The organism is Mesorhizobium sp. M4A.F.Ca.ET.022.05.2.1 (assembly GCF_003998845.1).
GTDB lineage: Bacteria > Pseudomonadota > Alphaproteobacteria > Rhizobiales > Rhizobiaceae > Mesorhizobium.
The window spans coordinates 1-24,546 of the sequence record NZ_RZOJ01000031.1 but is presented as its reverse complement, the minus strand read 5'-3'; the positions used below and the strand labels follow the sequence as shown (position 1 = coordinate 24,546).

The window sequence follows — 24,546 nt, the reverse complement described above, 5'->3', positions numbered from 1 at the left end:
CCTCAATCCTGGTGCAGGATGAATTCCAGATAGAGGTTGCGCTGCAGGATCGAGTGGTTGTCGTCCGACATCAGCGACACCATCTGCGCGCCATCGTCGCGGGTCCAGACGTCGAGCCCTTCCATATTATCGATCTGGTAGCCCATGTCGGCCTCCAGCAGCACCGGCCCGTCGGCGACGGCGCCCTTCTCGACGCTCTCGCCGTAGATGCGCCTCAGCCGCATCTTGACCCCGCCCGCCATCGAGAAGCTGCGCTCGAGCAGCAGAAGATCGCCATCGGGCAGGAAGGCGCCGTCGGTGATGTCGAAATCGCCATTGCGCTTGACGGTGAAGACGCCCTTGTTCGGTCCCTCGATGATCGCCGCGAAGATGTTGCCGGCCTTGTCCAGGCTCTTTTCCGACACCACGACCAGCCCGCCTTCGTGCTGGCCGTAGGGATTGGCATGGGTGACGGTCTCGAAGCCGCGGTTCTGGCGCAGCTCCCGGGCCGGCACCAGGTAGTCGAGCTCCTCGAACGGCGCCTTCATCTTGTCGGGATCGATCCTGAACTGGGCGACGCGCTGGTTGCGCTCGAAGCCGACCGTGGCGATGGCGTCCTTGACCGCGAGGCCTTCCGCGTCGACTTCCCATTTCTTTTCGATCGGCTGCCCCGATTGGTCGACCATCTGCTGCATGCGGAAATTCTGGATGCCCGACGGCCGCTTGTCGGCATCGTGCGTCACGGTGCCGAAGAACCAGAAGCCGGTGTCGGCGACGCCGATGAAATCGCCGCCGGGCTTCAGGAAGCGAAAGGCCGACAGCGCGCCGAAATCGCGCGACGGCGAGGTCATCTCCAGCCCGCCGACGAATTCGAGCGGGCCGAACTTCCTGTCGTCATGGCCGATGTGGAACTGGTTGATCGGCCGCGCCGAGATCTCGACCGGCTCGATGGAAGCCAGACCGGCGGCGACGGCCGGCGACAGCATGCCGGCCAGCGCGCAGGCAGCCAGAATCATACGCCGCAAGCTCCGCCCCGAGATCCTCATCCGGCGCGCCGCAGGCCGCCGCGCCGCATCTCGCGTGCGCTTTCCTCGCCGAACAGCGAAGCCAGCTGCTCGGTCATGGCGCCGGCCAGTTCCTCGGCATCGACGATGGTGACGGCACGGCGATAGTAGCGGGTGACGTCATGGCCGATGCCGATGGCCAATAGCTCGACCGGCGAGCGCGTCTCGATCAGCTCGATGACCGCGCGCAGGTGCCTCTCCAGGTAGTTGCCGGGATTGACCGAGAGCGTGGAATCGTCGACCGGCGCGCCGTCGGAGATCATCATCAGGATCTTGCGCTGTTCCGGCCGCCCGATCAGCCGGTTATGCGCCCAAAGCAGCGCCTCGCCGTCGATGTTTTCCTTGAGCAGGCCCTCGCGCATCATCAGGCCGAGATTGCGCCGCGCCCGCCGCCATGGGTGGTCGGCGGATTTGTAGATGATGTGGCGCAGATCATTGAGCCGGCCGGGGTTCGGCGGCTTGCCGTCCTTCAGCCATTTCTCGCGCGCCTGCCCGCCCTTCCAGGCGCGGGTGGTGAAGCCGAGGATCTCGACCGAGACGCCGCAGCGCTCCAGCGTGCGCGCCAGGATGTCGGCGCAGGTGGCGGCGACGGTGATCGGCCGGCCGCGCATCGAGCCCGAATTGTCGAGCACCAGCGACACCACCGTGTCGCGGAACTTGGTGTCGCGCTCCTGCTTGAAGGACAGCGGCTGCATCGGATCGATGACGACGCGCACCAGTCGCGACGGATCGAGATAGCCTTCCTCGAGGTCGAAATCCCAGGAGCGGTTCTGCTGCGCCATCAGCCGGCGTTGCAGCCGGTTGGCCAATCTGCCGACGACGCCGGAAAGATTGGCGAGCTGCTTGTCGAGGAAGGCGCGCAGCCGGTCGAGCTCCTCTTCCTCGCACAATTCCTCGGCGCCGACCGTCTCGTCGAAAGCCGTGGTGAAGACCTTGTAGTCGATCTCCTTCGGCAGGTTGGTGAAGGGATTGTCGTTGCGCCGCGCCTCGCCGGGCGTCTCGGCGTCGGAATCGTCCTCGTCGGAGAGGTCGTCGGCGGTGGCGTCGGACGCTTCCGTCTCGGCCGACTGCTCGTCGTCGTCGGACGCCTCGGCGTCGTCGGACTGCGACTGCTCCGAGCCGGAATCGTCCTCGCCGCCCTCCTCGCTCTGCTCCTCGCCCTGCGGCTCGTTGTCGTCACTGTCCTCGGTGTCTTCGCTCTCTTGGTCGTCGCCGAGCTCCTCGGCCATCTCCATGGAGACCAGCATGTCGCGCACGATGCGGGCAAAAGCCTGCTGGTCGTCGAGCTTGGCCGACAGGCCGTCGAGATCGGCGCTGGCCTTCTCCTCGACCCAAGGGCGCCACAGATCGACCAGGCGCTCGCCGCTCCTGGGCACGGCGCGGCCGGTGAGCTTCTCGCGCACCATCAGCGCCACCGCCTCCTCGAGCGGCGCGTCGGCCTTGTCCTTGACGTCGACGAGGTTGGCCTTGGCGTATTTGTCCTCCAGCATCGAGCCGATATTGTCGGCGACGCCCTGCATGGCGCGGCTGCCGATCGCCTCGACACGGGCCTGCTCGACCGCGTCGTAGATCGAGCGCGCCAGCTTGCCCTCCGGCGCCAGCTTGTTGTGGATGCGCTGATCGTGGCAGGCGCGCTTCAGCGCCATGGAATCGCCGAGCCCGCGGGTGATGGCGATATCGGCCTTCGAGGCCTTCTTCGGCAGCTCGGGCAGCCGGGCGCGACTGCCGGCGAGCGCCGGCCGGTCCTTGGCGAAACCGACCTCGAGATCCTTGTCGCCGGCAATGGCGCGCATGCAAACGGTCACCGAGCGCTTGAAGCTGTCGGCCTCAGACCCGTTCTTCGGCTTGTTGCGCGTGTTGTCGCCCGGACCCGCCATAATACGTCTCTATTTCATTTCCGGCTGCTGGCCTGTTGTCCGTTGGTCAAATTGAGTGCGGAGTATCCGGACAATTCCCTCAACCGAAATTGTGAAATAGCCTGCTTTTCCGGAGTCATAAGCCTGTCGCCACTGACGGTATCCACTCTCAAAACCATCTGGAACAGACCCCGTGCCCTCAAGCTCAACGACACTCGCCCGCAGCGCATCGACAGCAACGGGCAAATGAGCCACAGTCTGCATCTCCTTTTCATTGGTCGGTATCGGCACGTCGGTGACGGAGATCGAAACGATCGGCTGGCCTTTTCCCGCAAAAGTGTCAACCGCACCTACAATTACTCGCGAGGAAGCGGGCGCTGCTCCGTGATAAGTCCAAATCTGGCCCGGTGTAAATGGTGCGGTCTGAGCCATGGCTGCCTGACAAATCGACAAACAGAGTACCAGGATGCTCCACAGAAATGTCCGGCACGCCGCTTCCATGAGGTCAGCGCTACCCCAGCACCACGTTGGCGGCGGATTCGGGCAAATCTTCGCCGAAGGCGCGCTGGTAGAATTCGGCGACCACCGAACGCTCCAGCTCATCGCATTTGTTGAGGAAGGTGAGTCGGAACGCCATGCCAAGATCGCCGAAGATCTCGGCGTTTTCTGCCCAGGTGATGACGGTACGCGGGCTCATCACGGTCGAAAGGTCGCCGTTGATGAAGGCCGAGCGCGTCATGTCGGCGACGCGCACCATCTTGTTGACGATATCCTTGCCCTTGCTGTCGCGATAGTGCTTGGCCTTGGCCAGCACGATGTTCACCTCATTGTCGTGCGGCAAATAGTTCAGCGTGGTGACGATCGACCAGCGGTCCATCTGCGCCTGGTTGATCTGCTGCGTGCCGTGATAGAGGCCGGTGGTGTCGCCCAGGCCAACCGTGTTGGCGGTGGCGAACAGACGGAAGGCCGGATGCGGGCGGATGACCCGGCTCTGGTCGAGCAGCGTCAGGCGGCCCGAAGATTCCAGCACGCGCTGGATGACGAACATCACGTCCGGACGGCCGGCGTCGTACTCGTCGAAGCAGAGCGCGACATTGTGCTGATAGGCCCAGGGCAGGATGCCGTCGCGGAATTCGGTGACCTGCAGCCCGTCCTTGACGACGATGGCGTCCTTGCCGACGAGGTCGATACGGCTGACATGACTGTCGAGGTTGACGCGCACGCAGGGCCAGTTGAGGCGCGCGGCGACCTGCTCGATATGGGTCGACTTGCCGGTGCCGTGATAGCCAGACACCATGACGCGGCGGTTGTAGGCAAATCCGGCGAGGATCGCCATCGTCGTGTTCTTGTCGAACAAATAGTCGGGATCGACGTCCGGAACGTGCTCCGAAGAAACCGAATAGGCCGGCACCACCATCTTGGAATCGAAGCCGAATTTGTCCTTCACCGACACTGTCGTGTCGGGCAGGTTGGCGATGTCGCGGTCGACCTTGTTCATCTCTATCCACGTCTCCACGGGCGAAATGGCTGATTTCGCCGGCAATCGATTTTGTCCGGGGGCGGTCTTAGAGCCTTTTCCAACCTTGTGAAAGTTGGAAAACGACACGAACCGTAGGGCCGCTCAGCACAATCCTGCCTGCTTGAGCACGCGATAGGCCTGGAGCACATCGCGGAACCGGTCTTCCGAACCCCTGTCGCCGCCATTCGCATCCGGATGGTGACGCTTAACCAGTTCCTTATAGCGCGCCTTGATATCCTTGCCAGTCGCCTTTGTATCAAGGCCAAGAGTTTCCAGTGCCTTGGCCTCAAGGGGCTTGGCCTTGCGCTCGCGCGCCTCGCGCGGATCCTTGGGCCCGTTGAACAGGTTGAAGGGGTCGCGCATGCGGTTGTAGTAGCCGGCGCGGCCGGAGCGCTGCTGGGCGAAATCGGGCGCCGAGCGCATCCCGCCGCCATTGGCTCCCATGCGCCAGGTCGGCCGGTGTCCGGTCAGTGCCTCTTTCTGGAAGCGGGCGACCTCGGTGTCCGGCACGCCCGAGAAGTAGTTGAAGCCCTTGTTGTACTCGCGCACATGCTCGAAGCAGAAGCGGAAATACTCGCCCTCCTTCAGCCGCCCGACCGGCGCGCGATGGGTGCCGGCCTCCTTGCAGCCGTCCCACTGGCAGATCGGTGCGCGCGACTTCAGCTCCGCGTCCTTTTCCGGCCGGATGCGGATTTTCTCGAAATATTTGGGGTACGGCTTCATCTCACCCATTTATGGGCTGTTCGCACGTGCGAAACAAGAATTGACATTTCCGCGATGATCGCCCTAACCGCTGAATCGCGGCTTAAAAGCGGTCTGAAATTGAGATTTTGCAGCTGTGCCGTAGATAGGTTGCGGCTATGCCGTCAACAATTTGCGGCTATGCCGTCATGTGGTGAAGGGAAGCTCCGATGTCCATACAGTCGACGATGGAAGACAAGCTGAAGGCGGCATTCTCGCCGGAGCGGCTGGTCATCATCAACGAGAGCCACCTTCACGCGGGCCATCATCATTCCGGCTCCGACCATCACGGCGCCTTCGACGGCACCGGCGAGACGCATTTCCGCGTTCGCATCGTCTCGCCTTCCTTTGCCGGCATGAGCCGCATCGAGCGCCACCGCGCCGTCAACGAATTGCTGGCCGACGAACTGAAGGCCGGTGTGCATGCGCTGGCGATCGAACCCGCCGCGCCGGGCGAGCAGACCCGCTGGTAAGGCTTGGCGGGTTACCGAGCTGCTCAGATCAGCGCTTCGATGAGGAACGGCCCCGTGCGAGAAAGAGCGCTGTCCAGCAAGGCATCGAACCGCTCGCATGTGTCGGCGCGCGCCGCTTCCACGCCCATGCCATTCGCCAGCGAAACCCAATCCAGCGCCGGCTGGTCGAGATCGAGCATCCGCCTTGCGTTCTCGCCGATGGCATTGACCCCTACATTGCGCATCTCGCCATGCAGGATCGCATAGGTCCGGTTGGAAAAGATGATGGTGACGACATCGAGCCTTTCCCGGGCCTGGGTCCACAACCCCTGCACCGTGTACATGCCGCTGCCATCCGCTTCCAGATTGATGACCTTGCGGCCGGGACAGGCGATCGCCGCTCCGGTCGCCATCGGAATACCCCCGCCGATCGATCCGCCTGCGCCCATCATGTAGTCGTGCGGCGCGGCAAAGGCCGACAGGGCGAAATAGCGCCGTGCCGAGGTGACAGCCTCGTCGCAGACGATGGCATTCTCGGGCAGTTTCCGCGCCACGGAAAGCGCGATCGCATCGTCGGTCAGCCTGCCGCGTGGTGTCGGCTCATCGGGAAAGGCCGTCGCGACCGCGAGCGGCTGCGGCGATTTGATGCCGAGTTCGTCGCGAAGCGCCGCCAGCACCGCCTTCAGGTCCTCGCCATGCGCTGCGAGTGTCAGCACCTCACAGCCATCTCGCACCAGCCGTCCCGGCTTGCCGGGATAGGCGAAGAAGGCCACCGGCTCCTTCGCCCCGACAAGGATCAAGACATCGATGTCCGCCAGTAGCGTTCGCGCGGCGTCGATCGGATAGGGAATGCGGCTCGGCGCCACGCGACCACGGCCGCGCTGCATCCGGGCGACCAGGACCTCGCTGAACAGGCGAACCTCCATGGCCGCGGCGATCTGGCCGGCGATTTCGAGCGCCTCCTCGCGGGCCGCCAGCCCGCGTACGATCATGCCGACCCGTCCTGGCGCACCGCCAATGGCCTCGGCAATTTTGCGCACGGTACCCATGTCGACCGCAGGTGCCGGTGCCAGTTCGACTTTGGCCGACACCACTGGGCCGGCGCCGCCCCACGCGGCGTCGGCCGGCAGGATCAGGGTCGTGATATCGGGCGGCGTCAGCGAGGCGCGCAACGCCGCCTGCGCCGCGGGTTCGACATCGTCCGGACCGTCGATGCGGCGAACCCAGCGCGACATCGGCGCCGCCAGGCTCTCGATGTCGCTGGTGAGCGGCGCGTCGAGCGCCAGATGATAGGAGGCATGGTCACCGACGATGTTGATCATCGGAACGCGGGCGCGCCGGGCATTGTGAATGTTGGCCAATCCATTCGCCAGCCCGGGACCGGTGTGCAGGAGCGTCGCGGCCGGCCGGTCGGTCATCCTGGCGTAACCGTCGGCTGCCCCGGTCACCACGCCTTCGAACAAGCCGAGCACGCAACGCATCTCCGGCTTGCGGTCGAGCGCCGCGACGAAGTGCATTTCGGACGTGCCGGGATTGGCGAAGCAGACGTTGACGCCGTTCGCCAGCAGCACGTCACAAAGAACGTCGGCCCCATTCATCGCGTTCCCTCCGCCGTGGCGATCCTCCGCATCTGAAACCACTAGCGCTCAAGCTGCAATGTCCTGCCGCGGACTTTGACGTGATCCAGTTTGGCTAGGGAGCGCGGCCCTGCCTGCGAACGCAGCCGCATAGGTGAGGCGGGCGAGCCGGTGAAGTCAGGCGACCGCCGCCTTCAGGAACGCCATCGCCGCGCCGGTCAACGCATCGCCCTCCTCGCCGAAGCGGCGGTTGATCGCCATGTGCGGATAGGCGCTGCCGTCGAACAGCGTGACCTTTGTGCCGGCCACCCGCAGCCGATCGGTGAAGGCGCGGGCGGCGACCGCGCGGATCGGCGCTTTCGAATAGGCGACGAAGACAGGCGGATGCTTGCCGCTCCCGATATAGGTCGCTGGCGACAGCGCGCGCCATCGGGCCGGGTCGGGGAAGGCCTGCGCGTAGATCGGCCGCAGCCTGCCGCCCTGCGCCTTGGCCAGTGCCTCGATGTCGTAGGCTTCGGTATCATCGAGCACCAGCGCGGCGACGCCGGGCAATCCGCCGCGCAGGCCGGTCAGTGCCGCCAGATGGCAGCCGGCCGAATGGCCCATCACCGCGATGCGGTCGGGGTCGCCACCATATTTGGCGATGTTGGCCCGCACATAGGCATAGGCCTTCTCGACATCGCCGGCCTGGATGGCCACGTTGGCCTCGGGCAGCATGCGATAGTCGATCGAGACGAACAGGAAGCCGTTGTCGAGCAGGAAGCCGGGCTTGGCGTCGACGTTGTTGCGGTTGCCGATCCGCCACGCACCGCCGTGGATGAAGAAGACGACAGGCCGGCCCCTGAAGCCGTCGCGCGTGTAGATATCGAGCCTGGCCGGGCCGTAGTCGAAGCTCTGCCGCGTGGGCTGGCTGAGATGCTGCGCGGCGAATGCCCCAGCGGGCATCAGTGCCGCCATCGATGCCATGATGAGACTGCGCCGATCGATCATCACCACCTCCGGCCGTTTTCATTGGCAGAGTGCACATGCGCGCCACAGGCGTCCAGTTAAGGATTGGTAATGACCTGAGCTTGAAAGTACGGCGGCGAGGCGACGTCCGGGCATTCGTGCTTGCCCCTGAATCCCGGCTGCGAGATGCGAATGCGAAAACCAATCGAAATTTACCCTTGAAGGTAGACTGGCAATCACCACGTTATTCTACAGGCAGGCATTTCGGCCACATCGGGTGCCTTGCCGGAGGTCAACGCCAGATTGCACGTGTTCTTCTTCAATTGGAGGGAACCAACAACGCTTTCCGGCAGTTGAATATGTGATGAGCCGACTGGCAGCCAGAGCGGCTCCGAGGGCACATAATCATGCGCGAGAACCAATCCGACGTCTTCGACCTGTTCTCGGAGATCTATACCAATGCCGCACAGGAAGAGATCAGCCTCCAGCAATTCCTCCTTGCCTGCCGCGAAGACAAATCGATGTATGCCTCGGCGCCCGAAAGGATGGTCGCGGCGATTGGCCAGCCAAACCTGATCGACACCAGCAAGGACGAGCGGCTCGGCCGCATTTTCTCCAACCGGACCGTCAAGGTTTATCCGTCCTTCGCCGATTTCTATGGCATGGAGGATACGATCGAGCGTATCGCCGGCTATTTCCGCTATGCCTCCCAGGGGCTCGAGGAGCGCAAGCAGATTCTCTATCTGCTCGGTCCTGTCGGCGGCGGCAAGTCATCACTCGCCGAGCGATTGAAGAAGCTCATGGAGCAGCGGCCGATCTACACGCTGAAGGCCGGCAACCAGATCAGCCCCGTTTTCGAATCGCCGCTCGGCCTTTTCAACCCCGACCACATGGGCGACCTGCTGGAGGACAAATACGGGATAGCCCGCCGCCGGCTGAACGGGCTGATTTCGCCATGGGCGGCCAAGCGCCTCGACGAATTGTCCGGAGACATCTCCAAATTCAGCGTCGTCAAGCTGATGCCGTCGCGGCTGCGCCAGATCTGCATTGCCAAAACCGAGCCGGGAGACGAGAACAACCAGGATGTTTCGGCTCTGGTCGGCAAGGTCGACATCCGGCAGTTGGAGAATTTCAGCCAGTCCGACCCGGACGCCTATTCCTACAGCGGCGGGCTCAATCGCACGACGCAGGGCCTGCTCGAATTCGTCGAGATGTTCAAGGCGCCGATCAAGGTCCTGCATCCGCTGCTGACCGCCACGCAGGAGGGTAGCTACAACGGCACCGAGAATTTCGGCGCCTTCCCCTACCAGGGCATCGTCGTGGCGCATTCCAACGAATCAGAATGGCAGCAGTTCAAGAACAACAAGAACAACGAGGCGTTTCTCGATCGCATCCTTGTGGTCAAGGTTCCCTATTGCCTGCGGGTTACCGAAGAGAGGCAGATCTACGAGAAGCTGCTGCGCGAAAGCGAATTGGCGGCCAGCCCCTGCGCTCCGGAAGTTCTCGATATTCTGAGCCGCTTCACCGTCTCGACGCGCCTGGCCGAGCACGATAATTCACCGCGCTACACCAAGATGCGCGCCTATGACGGCGAGAGCCTGAAGGAGATCGACCCGAAGGCGAAGTCGGTGCAGGAATACCGCGACGCCGCCGGCGTCGACGAGGGCATGACCGGCGTCAGCACGCGCTTTGCCTTCAAGATCCTGTCGCAGACCTTCAACTACGACACCAAGGAAGTGGCCGCCGATCCTGTTCACCTGATGTACATCCTGGAGGAGGCGATCAAGCGGGAGCAATTTCCGAAGCAGACGGAAGCCGCCTATCTCGAGTTCACCAAGTCTGAACTCGCCACGCGCTATGCCGAATTCATCGGCCACGAGATCCAGAAGGCCTATCTGGAGTCCTACAGCGAATACGGCCAGAACCTGTTCGACCGCTACATCGCCTATGCCGATGCCTGGATCGAGGACCAGGACTACAAGGATCCCGACACCGGCCAGATCCTCAACCGCGAGGTGCTGGACAACGAATTGTCACAGATCGAAAAGCCGGCCGGCATCGCCAATCCCAAGGACTTCCGCAACGAAGTGGTGAAATTCACCTTGCGAGCCCGGGCGCGCAATCACGGTCGCAACCCGTCGTGGACAAGCTATGAAAAGCTGCGCGAGGTCATCGAAAAGCGCATGTTCGGCCAGGTCGAAGACCTTCTGCCGGTGATCAGCTTCGGCTCCAAGCAGGACAGCGTCACCGAGAAGCGGCACAATGAATTCGTGCAGCGCATGGTCGAGCGTGGCTACACCCAGCGTCAGGTGCGTCGGCTGGTGGACTGGTACATGCGGGTGAACAAGGCGGGTTGAGAACGCCCGGGGGTTCCATGCCGATCTTCATCGACCGCCGCCTGAATCCCAAGGACAAGAGCTTGGGCAATCGCCAGCGCTTCCTCCGGCGCGCGCGGGAAGAACTGAAGCGCAGCATACGCGACCGCATACGCACCGGCCGGATCGCCGAGGCGGACAGGGAATATGCCGTGCCGATGCCGGAAAAAGGCACCGGTGAGCCGAGCTTCAACGATGCCAGGAACAGCGGGCGGCGCCAGCACATCCTGCCGGGCAACAAGAGTTTCTCTCCGGGAGACCTTATCCCCAAACCCGGCCAGGGCGGCGGCGCCGGGTCGTCGTCTCCGGGCGACACAGTCTCGGAAGACGATTTCCGTTTCGTGCTGTCGCGTGAGGAGGTTCTCGATCTGTTTTTCGAGGATCTCGAACTGCCCGACATGGTCAAGCTCAACCTCAAGGAAATCCTCGCCTTCAAGTCGCAGCGCGCCGGCTTCGCGACAACTGGTTCGCCGACCAACATCAACGTCGCGCGTACGATGCGCAACAGTCATGGCCGCCGCATAGCGTTGAGGCGGCCGAAGCAGGCGGACGTGGATGCCATCGCCGGGCAGATCGCCGCGCTGGACTCTCAGCCGGCCAGCGCAGCGACGCGTCTGCGTGTCGCGGATTTGCGCAAGGAGTTCGAACGGCTGGAGCGCCGCCGCAAACGCATCGCCTATGTCGATCCGATCGACATCCGCTTCAATCGCTTCGATCCCCGGCCGCTCCCGAATGCCAGTGCCGTGATGTTCTGCCTGATGGATGTGTCCGGATCGATGGGTGAGCGCGAGAAGGATCTGGCCAAACGCTTCTTCGTGCTTCTGCATCTGTTCTTGAAACGGCGCTACGAGCGCACCGAGGTGGTCTTCATCCGCCACACCCACGAGGCCCAGGAGGTGGACGAGGAAACCTTCTTCCATTGCACGCAAAGCGGCGGCACCGTCGTTTCCACGGCGCTCGACGAAATGCGCCGCGTCATCGAAGAACGCTACCCGGCCAACGAGTGGAACATCTACGCCGCCCAGGCTTCGGACGGTGACAATTTCGCCACCGATTCGGAACGCTGCATAGCTTTGCTCGACGGCGCGCTCATGCGTCTTTGCCAATATTTCGCCTATGTCGAGATCATCGACGAACGCGAGAGCCATATTTTCGGAGCCACCGAAAACGGGACGTCGCTGTGGCGCGCCTACAGCGTCGTCGCGCAGAAATGGCCGAACTTCCAGATGACCCGCATCGCCACTCCGGCCGACATCTACCCGGTCTTCCGCCAGCTCTTCGCAAGGCAGCCAGCTGCCCGCAAGAGCGCTTGAGAGGGGTGCAAATGGCCAGGCAGGCAGGCAAACCAGCTTTGCTGTTTTCCGGATCCGATTGGGACTTCAAGACGCTGTCGCGGGCCTATGACGCGATCGAGGCGATCGCGCTGGAAGAACTCCACCTCGATATCTATCCGGTTCAGATGGAGATCATCTCGTCCCAGCAGATGCTCGACGCCTATTCATCGATAGGCATGCCACTGATGTATCGCCATTGGTCGTTCGGCAAGCACTTCCTTCATCACGACCTTCTCTACCGCAAGGGCGGTCGCGGTCTGGCCTATGAACTGGTCATCAACTCCAATCCCTGCATCGTCTACCTGATGGAGGAGAACACCATGGCGTTGCAGGCCCTGGTTACGGCGCACGCGGCGCTTGGGCACAATCATTTTTTCAAGAACAATCACCTGTTCCGGCAGTGGACCGACGCCGGGGCGATCCTGAGCTATCTCGACTTCGCCAAGGGCTATATCGCCCGCTGCGAGGAGCGGCACGGCCTCGCGGCGGTCGAGGCGGTCCTCGATTCGGCGCATGCGTTGATGGAACAGGGCGTGTTCCGCTACCGCCGGCCGCCCAAGCTGTCGTCGGAGCGGCAGCGCGAAGGCCTGCGCGAGCGCCTCGAATACGAGGAGCGCTCCTACAACGATCTGTGGCGCACGCTGCCGGCCTCGCAGGAGACCGGCAAGACCGGCGAGAAGGACGAAAGCCTGGCCGAACGGAAGAAGTCGCTCAATCTGCCCGAGGAGAACCTGCTCTATTTCCTCGAGAAGAACAGCCTTGTGCTGGAACCGTGGCAGCGCGAAATCGTCCGCATCGTCCGCATCATCGCGCAATATTTCTACCCGCAGCGGCAAACCCAGGTGATGAACGAGGGTTGCGCCACTTTCGTGCACCACACGCTGATGAACCTGTTGTTCGATCGCGGGCTGATCGGCGAGGGCGCCATGCTCGAAATCCTGCGCAACCATGCCAATGTGGTCTTCCAGCCTGGTTTCGACGATCCCCGCTTTTCCGGCATCAATCCCTACGCGCTCGGTCTCGACATGATGCAGGACATACGGCGCATCTCTACCGAGCCGACGGCGGAGGACCGCGACTGGTTTCCCGACATTGCGGGCCGCGGCGACTGGCGCGAGACGCTGCTCGAGGCATGGGCCGACCATCGCGATGAATCCTTCATCCGCCAGTACCTCAGCCCAACCCTGATCCGGAAATGGCGGCTCTTCGTGCTTGCCGATCGAGCCGACGAACCGCATCTGGAGGTCGCATCGATCCACAACGAGCGCGGCTATGAGAAGATACGCAGCGGCCTGGCCCACAGCTACGACGTGGGGGCGAACAGGCCCGACATCCAGATTGTCGATGTCGACCTGCGCGGCGACAGGCAACTGCGGCTGCAGCACAAGGTGAAGGCCGGTATCCTCCTGGACGAAGGCAGCCGCGACGCGACCTTGCGCCATATCCGCAGCCTCTGGGGCTACGAGGTCAGTCTTGCGGCGGTCGACGCCGAAACAGGCGCGACGCTGCACGAGCGCTCGACCAGGGAGATCGTGGAATAGCGCCGGAGGCAGACGCCGCGCCGCGCCGACCTACCTGATTTTCAGGCGTCGCCGGCCGGCTTTATCCGCAGCCTGGCGATGCGGTTCTTGTCGCGCTTCATGACTACGAAGCGCTTGCCGTGGAAGGTAAAGGCCTGTTTTTCATCGGGGATCGACTGGGTCTCGTGGATGACGAGGCCGGCAATCGTGGTGGCCTCCTCGTCCGGCAGGTTCCAGTCGAGCGCCCGGTTGAGATCGCGGATCGGCACCGTGCCGTCGACGACGACCGAGCCGTCGGCCTCCTGCTTAACGCCCTGGATGTCGACGTCGTGCTCGTCGGCGATCTCGCCGACAATCTCCTCGATGATATCCTCCAGCGTCACCAGCCCTTCCACTTCGCCATATTCGTCGACGACGATGGCGAAATGCGCCTTGCGGCGCAGGAAGGCGTTGAGCTGGTCCTGCAAGGTGGTGGTGTCCGGCACGAACCAGGGCTTCGACGCGATCTTCATCACGTCGATCCTGGAAAAGTCGTTGCCGACCTCGTTCAGCGCCCTCAGCAGGTCCTTGGCGTGCAGCACGCCGACGATGTTGTCGAGCGAGCCCTTCCACAACGGCATGCGGGTATGCGGGCTGTTCAGGATCTCGCGCACCACCGCTTCCGATGCATTGTCGGCATTGACCGAGCGCATGTTGGTGCGGTGGACCATGACGTCGGACACTTCGAGTTCCTCGAGGTCGAACAGTCCCTCCAGACGATTGCGTTCCTCTCGTGGCGCCTGGCCGTCACGGCGGAAATCGTCGGCCGCCTCGCGCGGCTCGTCATGCGCCGGACGTTGCGGATCGACGCGCCGCAATTCGTGGCCGAAGGCAGCGAGCAGGCGGGCGCGAAAGAGCAAGGCCAGCAGCATGGAGCCGGCAAGGACGGCCGCGGCGATCCAGCCAGCCTCGTTCATCCCGGGTGGTTTTCAGCAAGGAAGCCAAGCACTTCCGACGCCGGCACGTCCCTGGCGATGAAGGCCTGGCCGACTCCGCGCGTCAGGATGAAGGTCAGCGCGCCGCGCGACACCTTCTTGTCCTGGGCGATGAAGCCAAGCAGCGCTTCGGCGTCGGGCAGTTCGCCGGGGATGTCGGCCATCCGCCACGGCAGGCCGACGGCGCGAAGATGCGCCTCGACGCGCGCCGCATCGTCCGGGCTCGCTAGGTTGAGCCGCGCCGAGAAGCGATGCGCCAGCGCCATGCCGATGGCGACTCCCTCGCCGTGGACGAGCCGGGCGCCGTCATAGTGCGTCGCGGCTTCCAGCGCGTGGCCGAACGTATGGCCGAGATTGAGCAGTGCGCGGTCGCCGGTCTCGAACTCGTCGCGGGCGACGACATCGGCCTTGGCGCGGCAGGCCTCGGCGATCGCTTGCGTGCGCGCCGGACCGCCGGCGAACACGTCCTGCCAGTTCGCCTCCAGCCAGGCGAAGAAGTCGGGGCGGTCGATCAGCCCGTATTTGGCGAGCTCGGCATAGCCGGCGCGGAATTCGCGGATCGGCAGCGTGTCGAGCACGCCGGTGTCGGCCAGCACCAGCCTCGGCTGATGGAAGACGCCGACGAGGTTCTTGCCGCGCGCGCTGTTGATGCCGGTCTTGCCGCCGACGGAGGAATCGACCTGCGCCAGCAGCGATGTCGGGATCTGCACGAATTTCATGCCGCGCCGCACGATGCCGGCGGCGAAACCGGCGAGGTCGCCGATGACGCCGCCCCCTAGCGCGATGACGACGTCGCCGCGTTCCAGTTTGGCGGCGAGCACCCCGTCGACCACCTCTTCGAGATGCGCAAAGCTCTTGGTCTTTTCGCCGGCCGGCAGCGTGATGACGGCCGCCTGGATGCCGCCCGTCCCGAGGCCGGCCTTCAGCGTTTCGAGATGCGCAGCGGCGACGTTCTCATCCGTGATCACGGCCGCGCGCCTGCCCGGCAAGCGGCGCGAAATCTCCAGGCCAGCGCCGGACAGCAGGCCGGGACCGATCATTATGTCGTAGGCACGATCGCCAAGGCCGACTTCGACGGTGACGGGTGCGACGTCGCTCATGGCCGGGCCTCGTCGCTGGCTTGTACAAGCGCAACGCCAAAATGGCCGCACAGCGCCGCGACCACTTCGAAGGCGATGACCTCCTTGCGGTCGTCGCGGGTCGGCACGGTGATGTCCGATGTGGCATATACGGGATACCGCTCGCCCATCAGCCGCTCGAGCACGGCGCGTGGATCAGGGCTTTTGAGCAATGGCCGGTTCTGCTTCTTGGATACGCGCTCCATCAACAAATCGAGCTCGGCCTTGAGCCACACCGAGACGCCATGCGTGGCGATCGCCTCGCGCGTCTGCGCGTTCATGAAGGCGCCGCCACCGGTCGACAGCACCTGCGGGCCGTTTTCCAGGAGGCGCAGGATGACGCGCTGCTCCAAGGCACGGAATTCGGTCTCGCCATAGCGCTCGAACAGCTCGGGCACGGTCATGCGCGACACGCTTTCGATCTCCTGGTCGCTGTCGATGAAGGGCAGCGAAAGCATCGCCGCCACCTTGCGGCCGATCGCCGTCTTGCCGGCGCCCATCAGGCCGACGAAGACGATGGAGCGGCTGCCCAGCCGCTCCAGCAGCTCGGCATGGCCCTCGCCGGGAGGATTTGCTTGTAGCGCGTTCATACGAGCCCTCTTTGTCGGCGTTATCGACATCAAAAGCCTGTTTGCGTCAAGCACGGCAAGCAGGTCCCGGAAAAGTGTCAGCGGTTTTCCGAACAGGACCTGCGCCAAAACAAGCAGGTCCCGGAAAGTGTTATACGGTTTGCCGGCAAGGACCTGCGTTAGGACAACAGGCTTCTACCTTGAATTGGCCGGATTGGCGTCCCATAAGGGCACAGGGTTTGGAAATGCAGAACAAGAGACGGGCGCATATTGATGCCGACACTGTTTCGCTTTGTCGTGACGCTGACGATTCTGGCCGGCATTGCCTATGGCACGATGTTCGCGCTGGCCATGTTCGTCGAGCCGAAAAAGGCCGAAATGAGCGTGCGCATCCCGCCCGAAAAGCTGAACCCCAAGAAGAACTGACGCCAACGACATGAACAGCGCGGCGCGCATCGAGGCCTTCCTGGAGATGATGAGCGCCGAGCGGGGCGCGGCCGAAAACACGCTGTCCTCCTACCGCCGCGACCTGGAAGACGCTTCGATGGCAATCAGCGGCGGGCTCGCGGGCGCGGCCGCCGCCGACATCCGCGCCTATCTCGACGATATCGCCGCGCGCGGCTTCGCCGCCACCTCGCAGGCGCGCAAACTGTCGGCCATCCGCCAATTCTTCAAGTTCCTCTACGCCGAGGGCCTGCGTGGCGACGACCCGACCGGCACGCTGGACAGTCCGAGGAAGGGCCGTCCGCTGCCGAAGACGATGAGTGAGGCCGAGACCGGCCGGCTGATCGACCGCGCCGCTACCGAAGCGGGCGACGCCGACGGCGGCGACCGTCCGGCGCGGCTGCGCCTGCATGCACTGGTTGAGGTGCTCTACGCCACCGGCCTGCGCGTTTCCGAACTGGTCGGCCTGCCGGTGACGGTGGCGCTGCGCGATGACCGCTTCTTCATGGTGCGCGGCAAGGGCGACAAGGAGCGCATGGTGCCGCTCTCGGCCAAGGCGCGCGCCGCCATGCGGGCCTGGCTTGCCGCCAGGGCAGAGCGGCCGGCCCTCGCCGCCAGCCCCTTCCTGTTTCCGGCCGCCTCCGACACCGGCCACCTCTCCCGTCAGGTCTTCGCCCGCGACCTCAAAGGGCTTGCCGCAAGGGCCGGCATCGCCTCGGCCAAGATCTCGCCGCATGTGCTGCGCCACGCCTTCGCCAGCCACCTCCTGCAGAACGGCGCCGATCTCAGGGCCGTGCAGCAGCTGCTCGGCCACGCCGACATCTCCACCACCCAGATCTACACCCATGTGCTGGAAGAGCGGCTGGTGCGGCTGGTCAATGATCATCATCCGCTTGCCGACTAGGCCTCATGTCGCTATGTGAGGGCGACGTTCCATCGCCCGGGGCCCCTGTTTTCGAGGGTTTCGCCAGCCATTGCCTTCCGAACTGTCGGTCCGCTCAAGAATGTACAACTACCTCGATTTCGAAAAGCCGGTGCAGGATCTCGAAGGCAAGATCCTGGAACTGAAGAAGCTTGCCGAGAACGGCGAGGCCGTCGATGTCGGCGACGAGATCAGCCGGCTGGAGAAGCGCTCGCGCGATGCGCTGCGCGAGGCCTACAAGGCGCTGACGCCCTGGCAGAAGGTGCAGGTGGCGCGCCATCCCGACAGGCCGCATTGCGTCGACTACATCAAGGGCCTGCTCAGCGATTTCACGCCGCTCGCCGGCGACCGCAATTTCGGCGAGGATCAGGCGATCGTCGGCGGCTTCGCCCGCTTCCGAGGCGAGCCGGTGGCGGTGATCGGCCAGGAGAAGGGCTCGGACACGGCGAGCCGGCTGAAGCACAATTTCGGCTCGGTGCGGCCGGAAGGCTACCGCAAGGCGGTGCGGCTGATGGAGCTTGCCGACCGCTTCAAGATTCCGCTTCTGACGCTGGTCGACACCGCCGGCGCCTATCCCGGCGTCGGCGCCGAGGAACGCGGCCAGGCCGAGGCGATTGCCCGCTCGACCTCGGCCTGTCTGGCCCTCAAGGTACCGTCGATCTCGGTGGTGATCGGCGAAGGCGGTTCGGGCGGCGCCATCGCCATCGCCACCGCCAATCGGGTCTACATGCTGGAGCATGCGATCTATTCGGTGATCTCGCCGGAGGGCGCAGCCTCGATCCTGTGGCGCGACACCACCCGCTCCAGGGACGCGGCGACCAATATGAAGATCACCGCCCAGGATCTTTACGAAATGAAGATCATCGACGCCATCGTCCCCGAGCCGCTCGGCGGCGCCCATCGGGCGCCGGAGACGGTGATCGCCGCCACCGGCGACCTCATAGCCAAGACGATGAAGGATTTTGCCGGCGCCAACACCGATTTCCGTGAGCAGCGTCGCGAGAAATACCTGGCCATGGGCCGCAGCCTCTAGTGCCCGGAAATGTGGGCGGTTCTGGGAGGGCTTAAGGCGCATCGCCTAACTCCGTTTCAGCCCGACGCGCCTTATATCCGGGCAGTTCCATCAAACGTTTGGAACGGTTTTCCCTTCGGAAGGCGCCACCCACATCGGTGGTCCAGGCGGCGATCCGGTGGTTCGGAGCAGGGCCGCCATAGACACTTTGCTTTAACGGCTGCTAATTAAGCTTCTCGTTTCGGGGGATTTGAAATGAAGAAATACGAGAAACCCACGCTGATCAAAGCGGCCCGCCTGCAAGCACTGACGGCCCAACAAGCGACTTCCCAGCCGCAAGTGGAAAACGGCAACAGCAATGGCACTGGCACCGACGTCAACTAGTCCCCGTCAAATCCGTTTCTGTCAAAACGACTGATCGCCCTGGAATAGCTTCGGCCGCTACGCGGCAAAGTGGTGTACGGGCACGATTCCGCCACAAAAATGCCGCCGCGTTCGGCTCAATGAAATTGCCGCGAGGGGTCGTTCGAGGCTTGCGGTAAGGATTTTTCAAGGTTAACGGGCTTACGGTCCGCTCATGTTCAGCGTGCGGGCCTGGCGGTTGAACCCGTGGCCCGAGGGAAAGACTAAGCCGTACCATGTTTGCCAAGCTTGCCCGCACCGGAGTCCTGATCGCCGCCATCGGCGTCGCCGGCTGCAACGATTCCTCGATGAAGGATTTCGCGCCGGAGGCCAACAAGCCGCTGCCGGACAAGATCCTGGCCGACATGAAGGCCAAGGGCATGGTCCGCACCTCGTCGGTGATGGCCCGTATCTTCAAGGAAGAGGGCAAGCTGGAGATCTGGAAGGCCAAGACCAATGGCCGCTACGAGATGGTGGCCAGCTACGACATCTGCAAATGGTCGGGCAAGCTCGGGCCGAAGTACACGGAAGGCGACCGCCAGGCGCCGGAAGGCTTCTATACGGTCCGGCCCTCGCAGATGAACCCGCGCTCGAACTACCATCTGTCCTTCAACATCGGCTATCCCAACGCCTATGACCGCGCCAATGGCCGCACCGGCTCCAACCTGATGGTGCATGGCGCCTGCTCGTCGTCGGGCTGCTATTCGATGACCGATGCCCAGATCGAGCAGATCTACGCCTTCGGCCGCGATGCCTTCCAGGGCGGGCAGACCGAGTTCCAGATCCAGGCCTTTCCGTTCCGCATGACCGCCGCCAACATGGCGCGCTACCGCAACGACCCGAACTACGATTTCTGGAAGATGCTGAAGGTCGGCTACGACAATTTCGAGATCACCAAGGTGCCGCCGAAGGTCGACGTCTGCGAAAAGCGCTACGTCTTCAATCAAGTGGCTCCCGAAGGCACGACCTTCGATCCCACCGGGCCCTGCCCCGCCACCACGCAGCCGGATTCGCTGAAGAGCGCCTATAGCGCCTATCAGAGCACCTATGACTCGGCCTTCAACGGCGCGGTCAAGTCCAGCGCGCCGGCGCCCAAGCCGACGATTGCCGGCATCAAGGAAGCCAGCATCGTTTCCGACTGGTCGAAGCGCCGCGCCCGCGGCGAGCGCGTGCCGATCGACCCGCCATCGATGAACGGCGACGGCTCGGTGACCGAGACCGCGCGCATGGGCCGTATCGATTCGCCGCTCGGCCGCAAGATGGCCGCGCTCGACGCCGAGAAGGAAGCCAAGCGCAAGGCCGAGGAACAGCGGTTCGCGGCCATACAGGCAGCCAAGGCCGCCAAGGAAGCTGCCAAGGCCCAGGCATTGGCCGAGGCGGAAGCCGCCAAGCAGGCTGCCCAGCAGCCGGTCACCACCGCGGGCGTCGAAGCGGCCGAGCCGGCAGCCGAAACGCGGGCCGCGAGCGCCGACGATGGCACGGTGACGAAGCTGAAGAAGAAGCTGCTCGGCATGTTCGGCGGCTGAGGTTTTGGCTGATGCATGTCGCCCAAAAGTGTGGGGCGGTTTGGGACAACGACATGCATGAAAAAACAGAAAGCAGGCGCCCTGCCGTCTACGATCTCAAGGGGCTGAACTGTCCCCTCCCCGTGCTCAAGGCGAAGAAGCGTCTGGCCGCGATGCGGCCGGGCAGCCTGCTCTGGCTGGAAACCACCGATCCGCTTGCCGTCATCGACATTCCGGCCTTCTGCTCGGACGCAGGCCATCAGCTCGTCGAAACGGCCGCGGTGTCCGGCGGCCATCGCTTCCTGGTCGAGCGCGGCGCCGCCTGAGTTTGCGGTCCTGGCCCCTTACCGTCGCCCGGCTATGGCCAGCGGATTGTCCTCCAGCGCCGCGCGGTCGGGCGTGTCGATCGACGGCCTGTTGGTGAAGGCGCCGAACAGCCGGCGCACATAGTCCTCCGGCATGTCGAGCGTGATCAGCACCAGCCTGGTGCCGCGATTGCCCTCCGGCCAGGCCGGCAGCCTTGCCGGCGGGTGCAGGATCTTCTGCACGCCATGGATGACCAGCGGCCGCGACGGATCCTCCAGCAATTCGATGACGCCTTTCATACGCAGCAGCTTCTCGCCATGCGTCGAGCGCAGCAGATCGAGAAACATCTCGATCGCCGAGAACGGCACCGGACCGTCATGGACCAGCGAATGCGAGCGCACCCGCGAATCGTGGCGATGCTGGTGATCGTGATGATGATCGTCGCCATGATGGTGGTGGTGGCCATCATGATCATGGTGATGATGACCAGCCTCTTCGCCCAGCCAGCGCTGCACATCGGCCGATTTGGTTTCGGGGTTGTAGAGCCCGCAGTCGAACAGCGCCGCGGCGCCGGTTTCGCTGTCATCGGCATCGAGCAGAACGGCGCCGGGATTGAGCTGACGCAGGCGCGCTCGCAACGCCGCGACATCGCCGGCATCGGTGGCGAGGTCGGTCTTGGTGAGCACGATGCGGTCGGCGACCGCCACCTGCTTCACCGCCTCGACATGAGCGTCGAGGGTTGCATTGCCGTTGACCGCATCGACCAGAGTGATCACGCCGTCGAGCCGGAAAGCCTGCACCAGCGCCGGATGCGCCATGATCGACTGCAGCACCGGCGCCGGATCGGCAAGCCCGGTGGTTTCGACCACGACACGCGCCAGCCTGGCGATGCGGCCGGTCTGCAGCCGGTCGACGAGGTCGGCCAGCGTATCGACCAGTTCGCCGCGCACCGTGCAGCACAGGCAGCCGTCGGAAAGCTGGATGATGCCGTCTGAGGCCTGCTCGACCAGCAGATGGTCGATCGCCACCTCGCCGAACTCGTTGATGATGACCGCCGTGTCGGTAAGTTGCGGGTCCTTCAGCAGCCGGTTGAGCAGCGTCGTCTTGCCGGCGCCGAGGAAGCCGGTGAGCACCGAGACCGGGATGGGAAAGCTGCCGCCCATCGGGCTAGTTCGCGACCTTGACCGGCTGGTCGCCCTGCGCGGCGGCCGCGGCCGTCCCGGCTGCGGCCGGTTCGGCGCCCGTCGGCGCCGGAATGTCGGGCCGCCAGCTCGGCAGCGGCACGTCAGCATATTCCTGGCCGGCCTGATCGAGCATCGCCTTCGGCGTCGGCCCGTCGGCGCCGCCGAGCCCGACGGCGACCAGGGTTGGGTGGTCGAGCTTGACCTGATAAGGCGACTTCGGCGCATCCTTGGCCGGAGCGGGCGCTGCTTCCGACTGCTCCGCCTTGGTCTTCTTCTTGCAGATCTCGTCATGCAAATCGTTGGCCGAGATCGTGTCGCCATAGGACGGCAGCGCGGCGAGTGTCGTCGACCCTGTGGCCGGCGTGTCAAAGCCCTGGTCGAGCAGCTTCGCCGCCGTCTCGGCACGGCTGACCGCCGATTTCTCGCCAAGCACCACGGCGACCAGTGTGCGACCGTTGCGCGTCGCCGAGCCGATCATGTTGAAGCCCGAGGAACAGACAAAACCGGTCTTCATGCCATCGGCGCCCGGATAGCGGCCGATCAACAGATTGTAGTTGGGGAGCGCCTTCTTGCCGACGGCGAGCCCCTCGATCGAGAACCAGGGCGCGTATTGCGGGAACTCGCCGCGGATCGCCATCACCAGCAGCGCGAGATCGCGCGCGGTGGTGTACTGGTCCGGCGAATAGAGCCCGTTCGGATTGACGAAATGTGTTCCCGTCATGCCGAGACGCGCCGCTTCCGCGTTCATCCGGTCGGCGAAGGCCGCCTGCGTGCCACCGATATTTTCGCCAACGGCCATGGCGATGTCGTTGGCCGACTTGACCAGCATCATCTTCAGCGCATTGTCGAGCCGCATCACCGAGCCCGGCTTGAAGCCCATCTTGCTGGGCGGCTCGCCGGCAGAATGCTTCGTCACCTTGATCGGCGAATCGAGCGTGACCTCACCGGCGGCGATGGCCCGGAACGTCACATAGGCCGTCATCAGCTTGGTCAGCGACGCCGGGTACCAGCGCTTGAAAGCGTCCTGGTGCTCAAGGATCTTGCCACTCTTCAGGTCGAACAGGATCAAAGGATTGGCGCGCGCGACGCCCGCCAGCATCGGCAAGGCCAGCGCGCCGGCCAGCAATAGTTTGAGGAAATGCCCGTGCCGCATCATGGAATCCGAAATCGCCTCTTGCCGTAGTCGCCCCTGGCTCCGTAAGATTTCGTTACGCGATCGCCAGCATGGTGCGGCCCGGCCCTCGATTTCCCGGGCTGCATTGTTGCGGTGCTATTTACCCTATGTGACGTCAACATGGCAAAGCGCCTGGCAATCACAACTATAATGCAGCAGGCTGCAACTGGCTGCTCCAACGATGAAATGGGACCATCATGCCGATTTTGAACCGCGCCGCCGAGATGCAAGACGAGGTCGCCGGTTGGCGCCGCCACCTGCACCAGACGCCGGAGTTGAACTTCGATGTCTTCAAGACGGCGGCCTTCGTCACCGGGAAGCTTAAGGAATTCGGTTGCGACGAGGTGGTGACGGGCCTGGGCAAGACCGGCGTCGTCGGCATCATCCGCGGCCGCAACGGCGATGGCACGACGATTGGGCTGCGCGCCGACATGGACGCGTTGCCTATCAACGAAATCACCGGCAAGCCCTACGCCTCGACTGTTCCCGGCAAGATGCATGCCTGCGGCCATGACGGCCACACGGCGATGCTTTTGGGTGCCGCCAAATATCTCTCCGAAACCCGCAATTTCACCGGCTCGGTCGCGGTCATCTTCCAGCCGGCCGAGGAGGGCGGCGGCGGCGGCAACGAGATGGTCAAGGACGGCATGATGGAACGCTTCGGCATCTCCAAGGTGTTCGGCATGCACAACATGCCGGGCCTGCCGGTCGGCCAGTTCGCCATCAGGCCGGGCCCGATCATGGCGGCGACCGCCGAATTCACCATCACCGTCAAGGGCCGGGGCGGCCATGCGGCCATGCCGCACGGCACCATCGATCCGATCGTCATCACCAGCCAGCTTGTCGGAGCGATGCAGACGATCGCCTCGCGCAGCACCGACCCGGTCGAGTCGGTGGTGGTGTCGGTGACGAAATTCCACGCCGGCGACGCCTACAACGTCATCCCCGAGAGCGCCGAGATCGCCGGCACGGTGCGCTCGCTGAAGAAGGAAGTGGCCAAGAAGGCCGAGGAGCGCATTCGCGCCCTTTGCGACGGCCTGGCCGCCGCCTTTGGCGCCACCATCACCTTCGACTACGAGCCCAACTATCCGGTCACCTTCAACCATGCGGAAGAGACGGTCTTTGCAGCCGACGTCGCCGCCGATATCGCTGGCAATTCACAGGTGCACCGCTCCATCCAGCCGGTGATGGGCGGCGAGGATTTCTCCTACATGCTGGAAGCGCGGCCGGGCGCCTTCATCTTCATCGGCAACGGCGACACGGCCGGCCTGCACCACCCGGCCTACGATTTCAACGACGAGGTCATTCCGCATGGCATGAGCTATTGGGTGAAGCTCGCGGAGACCGCTCTGGCCGCCTGAGGCGCCGGTTCCCGGCAAGGACGTGGATCCTCCGCGGACCGTAGCCGGGCATGCGCAGAAGTCGGGGCAAGTGTGAGTTTTGCGAAACGGCGGACTGATTTTGCTTTCAGTCCGCCTCTTGGCGAACCGGTCCGAAGCGGCTATGTGTCGGGCCGCGTGGTCCCGTAGCTCAGTAGGATAGAGCGGCAGATTCCTAATCTGTAGGTCACA

Annotated in this window: 23 protein-coding genes; 11 read left to right on the top strand and 12 right to left on the bottom strand. The window is 63.9% G+C overall.

Annotation, left to right across the window (positions count from 1 at the left end):
• Positions 1 to 2 precede the first annotated feature (2 nt).
• The 5 genes from EN745_RS06110 to EN745_RS06090 all read right to left on the bottom strand — a co-directional run bounded on the left by EN745_RS06110 (position 3) and on the right by EN745_RS06090 (position 5,150).
• Complete coding sequence (locus EN745_RS06110) at positions 3 to 1,025, bottom strand: esterase-like activity of phytase family protein (protein WP_127420777.1); 1,023 nt, start codon at positions 1,023 to 1,025, stop codon at positions 3 to 5.
• Positions 1,022 to 2,920 (bottom strand): cobaltochelatase subunit CobT, encoded by a 1,899-nt coding sequence (cobT, locus tag EN745_RS06105; RefSeq protein ID WP_126058061.1) that lies wholly within the window; start codon positions 2,918 to 2,920, stop codon positions 1,022 to 1,024. Before cobT ends, EN745_RS06110 begins: the two co-directional genes overlap by 4 nt.
• 9 nt (positions 2,921 to 2,929) lie before the next feature.
• Positions 2,930 to 3,331 carry a hypothetical protein gene (locus EN745_RS06100; RefSeq protein WP_245487652.1) on the bottom strand — a complete coding sequence of 134 codons (402 nt, stop codon included), beginning with the start codon at positions 3,329 to 3,331 and terminating at the stop codon, positions 2,930 to 2,932.
• A 79-nt stretch (positions 3,332 to 3,410) separates the two neighbouring features.
• Positions 3,411 to 4,397 carry a cobaltochelatase subunit CobS gene (cobS, locus tag EN745_RS06095; RefSeq protein WP_127420775.1) on the bottom strand — a complete coding sequence of 329 codons (987 nt, stop codon included), beginning with the start codon at positions 4,395 to 4,397 and terminating at the stop codon, positions 3,411 to 3,413.
• Between the two features lie 123 nt (positions 4,398 to 4,520).
• Complete coding sequence (locus EN745_RS06090) at positions 4,521 to 5,150, bottom strand: J domain-containing protein (RefSeq protein ID WP_126058058.1); 630 nt, start codon at positions 5,148 to 5,150, stop codon at positions 4,521 to 4,523.
• 179 nt (positions 5,151 to 5,329) lie between these two features.
• Between EN745_RS06090 and EN745_RS06085 the strand changes: the two genes are divergently transcribed.
• Positions 5,330 to 5,632 (top strand): BolA family protein, encoded by a 303-nt coding sequence (locus EN745_RS06085; protein WP_126058057.1) that lies wholly within the window; start codon positions 5,330 to 5,332, stop codon positions 5,630 to 5,632.
• Between the two features lie 23 nt (positions 5,633 to 5,655).
• On the opposite strand, the gene EN745_RS06080 is transcribed toward EN745_RS06085, so the two are convergent.
• The gene (locus EN745_RS06080; RefSeq protein WP_126058056.1) at positions 5,656 to 7,209 is read right to left on the bottom strand and encodes an acetolactate synthase large subunit; all 1,554 of its coding nucleotides are present in this window, start codon (positions 7,207 to 7,209) and stop codon (positions 5,656 to 5,658) included.
• Between the two features lie 156 nt (positions 7,210 to 7,365).
• The gene (locus tag EN745_RS06075; RefSeq protein WP_127420774.1) at positions 7,366 to 8,178 is read right to left on the bottom strand and encodes an alpha/beta hydrolase; all 813 of its coding nucleotides are present in this window, start codon (positions 8,176 to 8,178) and stop codon (positions 7,366 to 7,368) included.
• A gap of 365 nt (positions 8,179 to 8,543) precedes the next feature.
• Between EN745_RS06075 and EN745_RS06070 the strand changes: the two genes are divergently transcribed.
• The 3 genes from EN745_RS06070 to EN745_RS06060 are packed head-to-tail and all read left to right on the top strand — an operon-like array spanning position 8,544 to position 13,386.
• Complete coding sequence (locus EN745_RS06070) at positions 8,544 to 10,493, top strand: PrkA family serine protein kinase (protein WP_126058054.1); 1,950 nt, start codon at positions 8,544 to 8,546, stop codon at positions 10,491 to 10,493.
• A 17-nt stretch (positions 10,494 to 10,510) separates the two neighbouring features.
• Entirely contained in the window at positions 10,511 to 11,824 is a 1,314-nt protein-coding gene (locus EN745_RS06065; RefSeq protein WP_126058053.1) for a YeaH/YhbH family protein, read from the top strand.
• 11 nt (positions 11,825 to 11,835) lie between these two features.
• Positions 11,836 to 13,386: a SpoVR family protein gene (locus EN745_RS06060; RefSeq protein ID WP_126058052.1), complete on the top strand. Its 1,551-nt coding sequence runs from the start codon at positions 11,836 to 11,838 to the stop codon at positions 13,384 to 13,386.
• 41 nt (positions 13,387 to 13,427) lie between these two features.
• Here the strand turns inward: EN745_RS06060 and EN745_RS06055 are convergent, their stop codons facing one another.
• The 3 genes from EN745_RS06055 to EN745_RS06045 are packed head-to-tail and all read right to left on the bottom strand — an operon-like array spanning position 13,428 to position 16,047.
• Positions 13,428 to 14,321 (bottom strand): transporter associated domain-containing protein, encoded by an 894-nt coding sequence (locus EN745_RS06055; protein WP_126058051.1) that lies wholly within the window; start codon positions 14,319 to 14,321, stop codon positions 13,428 to 13,430.
• Positions 14,318 to 15,439, bottom strand: coding sequence for a 3-dehydroquinate synthase (gene aroB / locus EN745_RS06050; RefSeq protein WP_126058050.1), 1,122 nt, complete (start codon positions 15,437 to 15,439; stop codon positions 14,318 to 14,320). The genes EN745_RS06055 and aroB overlap by 4 nt, the downstream gene beginning before the upstream one ends.
• Positions 15,436 to 16,047 (bottom strand): shikimate kinase, encoded by a 612-nt coding sequence (locus EN745_RS06045; protein ID WP_126058049.1) that lies wholly within the window; start codon positions 16,045 to 16,047, stop codon positions 15,436 to 15,438. Before EN745_RS06045 ends, aroB begins: the two co-directional genes overlap by 4 nt.
• A gap of 252 nt (positions 16,048 to 16,299) precedes the next feature.
• Here EN745_RS06045 and EN745_RS06040 point away from each other — a divergent pair, with 252 nt between their 5' ends.
• From EN745_RS06040 to EN745_RS06020, 6 genes are all read left to right on the top strand, one after another.
• On the top strand, positions 16,300 to 16,452 hold the full coding sequence (locus EN745_RS06040; RefSeq protein WP_126058048.1) for a histidine kinase: 153 nt from the start codon (positions 16,300 to 16,302) through the stop codon (positions 16,450 to 16,452).
• A 10-nt stretch (positions 16,453 to 16,462) separates the two neighbouring features.
• Positions 16,463 to 17,374, top strand: coding sequence for a site-specific tyrosine recombinase XerD (locus EN745_RS06035; RefSeq protein WP_126058047.1), 912 nt, complete (start codon positions 16,463 to 16,465; stop codon positions 17,372 to 17,374).
• 100 nt (positions 17,375 to 17,474) lie between these two features.
• Positions 17,475 to 18,425, top strand: coding sequence for an acetyl-CoA carboxylase carboxyltransferase subunit alpha (locus tag EN745_RS06030; RefSeq protein WP_126058046.1), 951 nt, complete (start codon positions 17,475 to 17,477; stop codon positions 18,423 to 18,425).
• A 234-nt stretch (positions 18,426 to 18,659) separates the two neighbouring features.
• Positions 18,660 to 18,788 carry a hypothetical protein gene (locus tag EN745_RS37440; protein ID WP_281034760.1) on the top strand — a complete coding sequence of 43 codons (129 nt, stop codon included), beginning with the start codon at positions 18,660 to 18,662 and terminating at the stop codon, positions 18,786 to 18,788.
• 254 nt (positions 18,789 to 19,042) lie between these two features.
• Complete coding sequence (locus tag EN745_RS06025) at positions 19,043 to 20,332, top strand: murein L,D-transpeptidase family protein (RefSeq protein ID WP_127420773.1); 1,290 nt, start codon at positions 19,043 to 19,045, stop codon at positions 20,330 to 20,332.
• A 53-nt stretch (positions 20,333 to 20,385) separates the two neighbouring features.
• A complete protein-coding gene (locus EN745_RS06020) occupies positions 20,386 to 20,637 on the top strand; it encodes a sulfurtransferase TusA family protein (RefSeq protein WP_127420772.1) in 252 nt (83 codons plus the stop codon).
• Positions 20,638 to 20,655: 18 nt separating this feature from the next.
• Here EN745_RS06020 and EN745_RS06015 read toward each other — a convergent pair whose 3' ends face one another.
• Entirely contained in the window at positions 20,656 to 21,780 is a 1,125-nt protein-coding gene (locus EN745_RS06015) for a GTP-binding protein (RefSeq protein WP_127420771.1), read from the bottom strand.
• 4 nt (positions 21,781 to 21,784) lie between these two features.
• Complete coding sequence (locus tag EN745_RS06010; RefSeq protein ID WP_127420770.1) at positions 21,785 to 22,954, bottom strand: D-alanyl-D-alanine carboxypeptidase family protein; 1,170 nt, start codon at positions 22,952 to 22,954, stop codon at positions 21,785 to 21,787.
• Between the two features lie 218 nt (positions 22,955 to 23,172).
• On the opposite strand from EN745_RS06010, the gene EN745_RS06005 reads away from it, so the two are divergent.
• On the top strand, positions 23,173 to 24,336 hold the full coding sequence (locus EN745_RS06005) for a M20 aminoacylase family protein (protein WP_126058042.1): 1,164 nt from the start codon (positions 23,173 to 23,175) through the stop codon (positions 24,334 to 24,336).
• Positions 24,337 to 24,546 lie beyond the last annotated feature (210 nt).

Excerpts from the sequence above, each read along its gene's own strand:
- EN745_RS06110 (WP_127420777.1), bottom strand. The coding sequence starts at position 1,025 with ATGAGGATCTCGGGGCGGAGCTTGCGGCGTATGATTCTGGCTGCCTGC.
- cobT (WP_126058061.1), bottom strand. The coding sequence starts at position 2,920 with ATGGCGGGTCCGGGCGACAACACGCGCAACAAGCCGAAGAACGGGTCT.
- EN745_RS06100 (WP_245487652.1), bottom strand. The coding sequence starts at position 3,331 with ATGGCTCAGACCGCACCATTTACACCGGGCCAGATTTGGACTTATCAC.
- cobS (WP_127420775.1), bottom strand. The coding sequence starts at position 4,397 with ATGAACAAGGTCGACCGCGACATCGCCAACCTGCCCGACACGACAGTG.
- EN745_RS06090 (WP_126058058.1), bottom strand. The coding sequence starts at position 5,150 with ATGGGTGAGATGAAGCCGTACCCCAAATATTTCGAGAAAATCCGCATC.
- EN745_RS06085 (WP_126058057.1), top strand. The coding sequence starts at position 5,330 with ATGTCCATACAGTCGACGATGGAAGACAAGCTGAAGGCGGCATTCTCG.
- EN745_RS06080 (WP_126058056.1), bottom strand. The coding sequence starts at position 7,209 with ATGAATGGGGCCGACGTTCTTTGTGACGTGCTGCTGGCGAACGGCGTC.
- EN745_RS06075 (WP_127420774.1), bottom strand. The coding sequence starts at position 8,178 with ATGATCGATCGGCGCAGTCTCATCATGGCATCGATGGCGGCACTGATG.
- EN745_RS06070 (WP_126058054.1), top strand. The coding sequence starts at position 8,544 with ATGCGCGAGAACCAATCCGACGTCTTCGACCTGTTCTCGGAGATCTAT.
- EN745_RS06065 (WP_126058053.1), top strand. The coding sequence starts at position 10,511 with ATGCCGATCTTCATCGACCGCCGCCTGAATCCCAAGGACAAGAGCTTG.
- EN745_RS06060 (WP_126058052.1), top strand. The coding sequence starts at position 11,836 with ATGGCCAGGCAGGCAGGCAAACCAGCTTTGCTGTTTTCCGGATCCGAT.
- EN745_RS06055 (WP_126058051.1), bottom strand. The coding sequence starts at position 14,321 with ATGAACGAGGCTGGCTGGATCGCCGCGGCCGTCCTTGCCGGCTCCATG.
- aroB (WP_126058050.1), bottom strand. The coding sequence starts at position 15,439 with ATGAGCGACGTCGCACCCGTCACCGTCGAAGTCGGCCTTGGCGATCGT.
- EN745_RS06045 (WP_126058049.1), bottom strand. The coding sequence starts at position 16,047 with ATGAACGCGCTACAAGCAAATCCTCCCGGCGAGGGCCATGCCGAGCTG.
- EN745_RS06040 (WP_126058048.1), top strand. The coding sequence starts at position 16,300 with ATGCCGACACTGTTTCGCTTTGTCGTGACGCTGACGATTCTGGCCGGC.
- EN745_RS06035 (WP_126058047.1), top strand. The coding sequence starts at position 16,463 with ATGAACAGCGCGGCGCGCATCGAGGCCTTCCTGGAGATGATGAGCGCC.
- EN745_RS06030 (WP_126058046.1), top strand. The coding sequence starts at position 17,475 with ATGTACAACTACCTCGATTTCGAAAAGCCGGTGCAGGATCTCGAAGGC.
- EN745_RS37440 (WP_281034760.1), top strand. The coding sequence starts at position 18,660 with ATGAAGAAATACGAGAAACCCACGCTGATCAAAGCGGCCCGCCTGCAA.
- EN745_RS06025 (WP_127420773.1), top strand. The coding sequence starts at position 19,043 with ATGTTTGCCAAGCTTGCCCGCACCGGAGTCCTGATCGCCGCCATCGGC.
- EN745_RS06020 (WP_127420772.1), top strand. The coding sequence starts at position 20,386 with ATGCATGAAAAAACAGAAAGCAGGCGCCCTGCCGTCTACGATCTCAAG.
- EN745_RS06015 (WP_127420771.1), bottom strand. The coding sequence starts at position 21,780 with ATGGGCGGCAGCTTTCCCATCCCGGTCTCGGTGCTCACCGGCTTCCTC.
- EN745_RS06010 (WP_127420770.1), bottom strand. The coding sequence starts at position 22,954 with ATGCGGCACGGGCATTTCCTCAAACTATTGCTGGCCGGCGCGCTGGCC.
- EN745_RS06005 (WP_126058042.1), top strand. The coding sequence starts at position 23,173 with ATGCCGATTTTGAACCGCGCCGCCGAGATGCAAGACGAGGTCGCCGGT.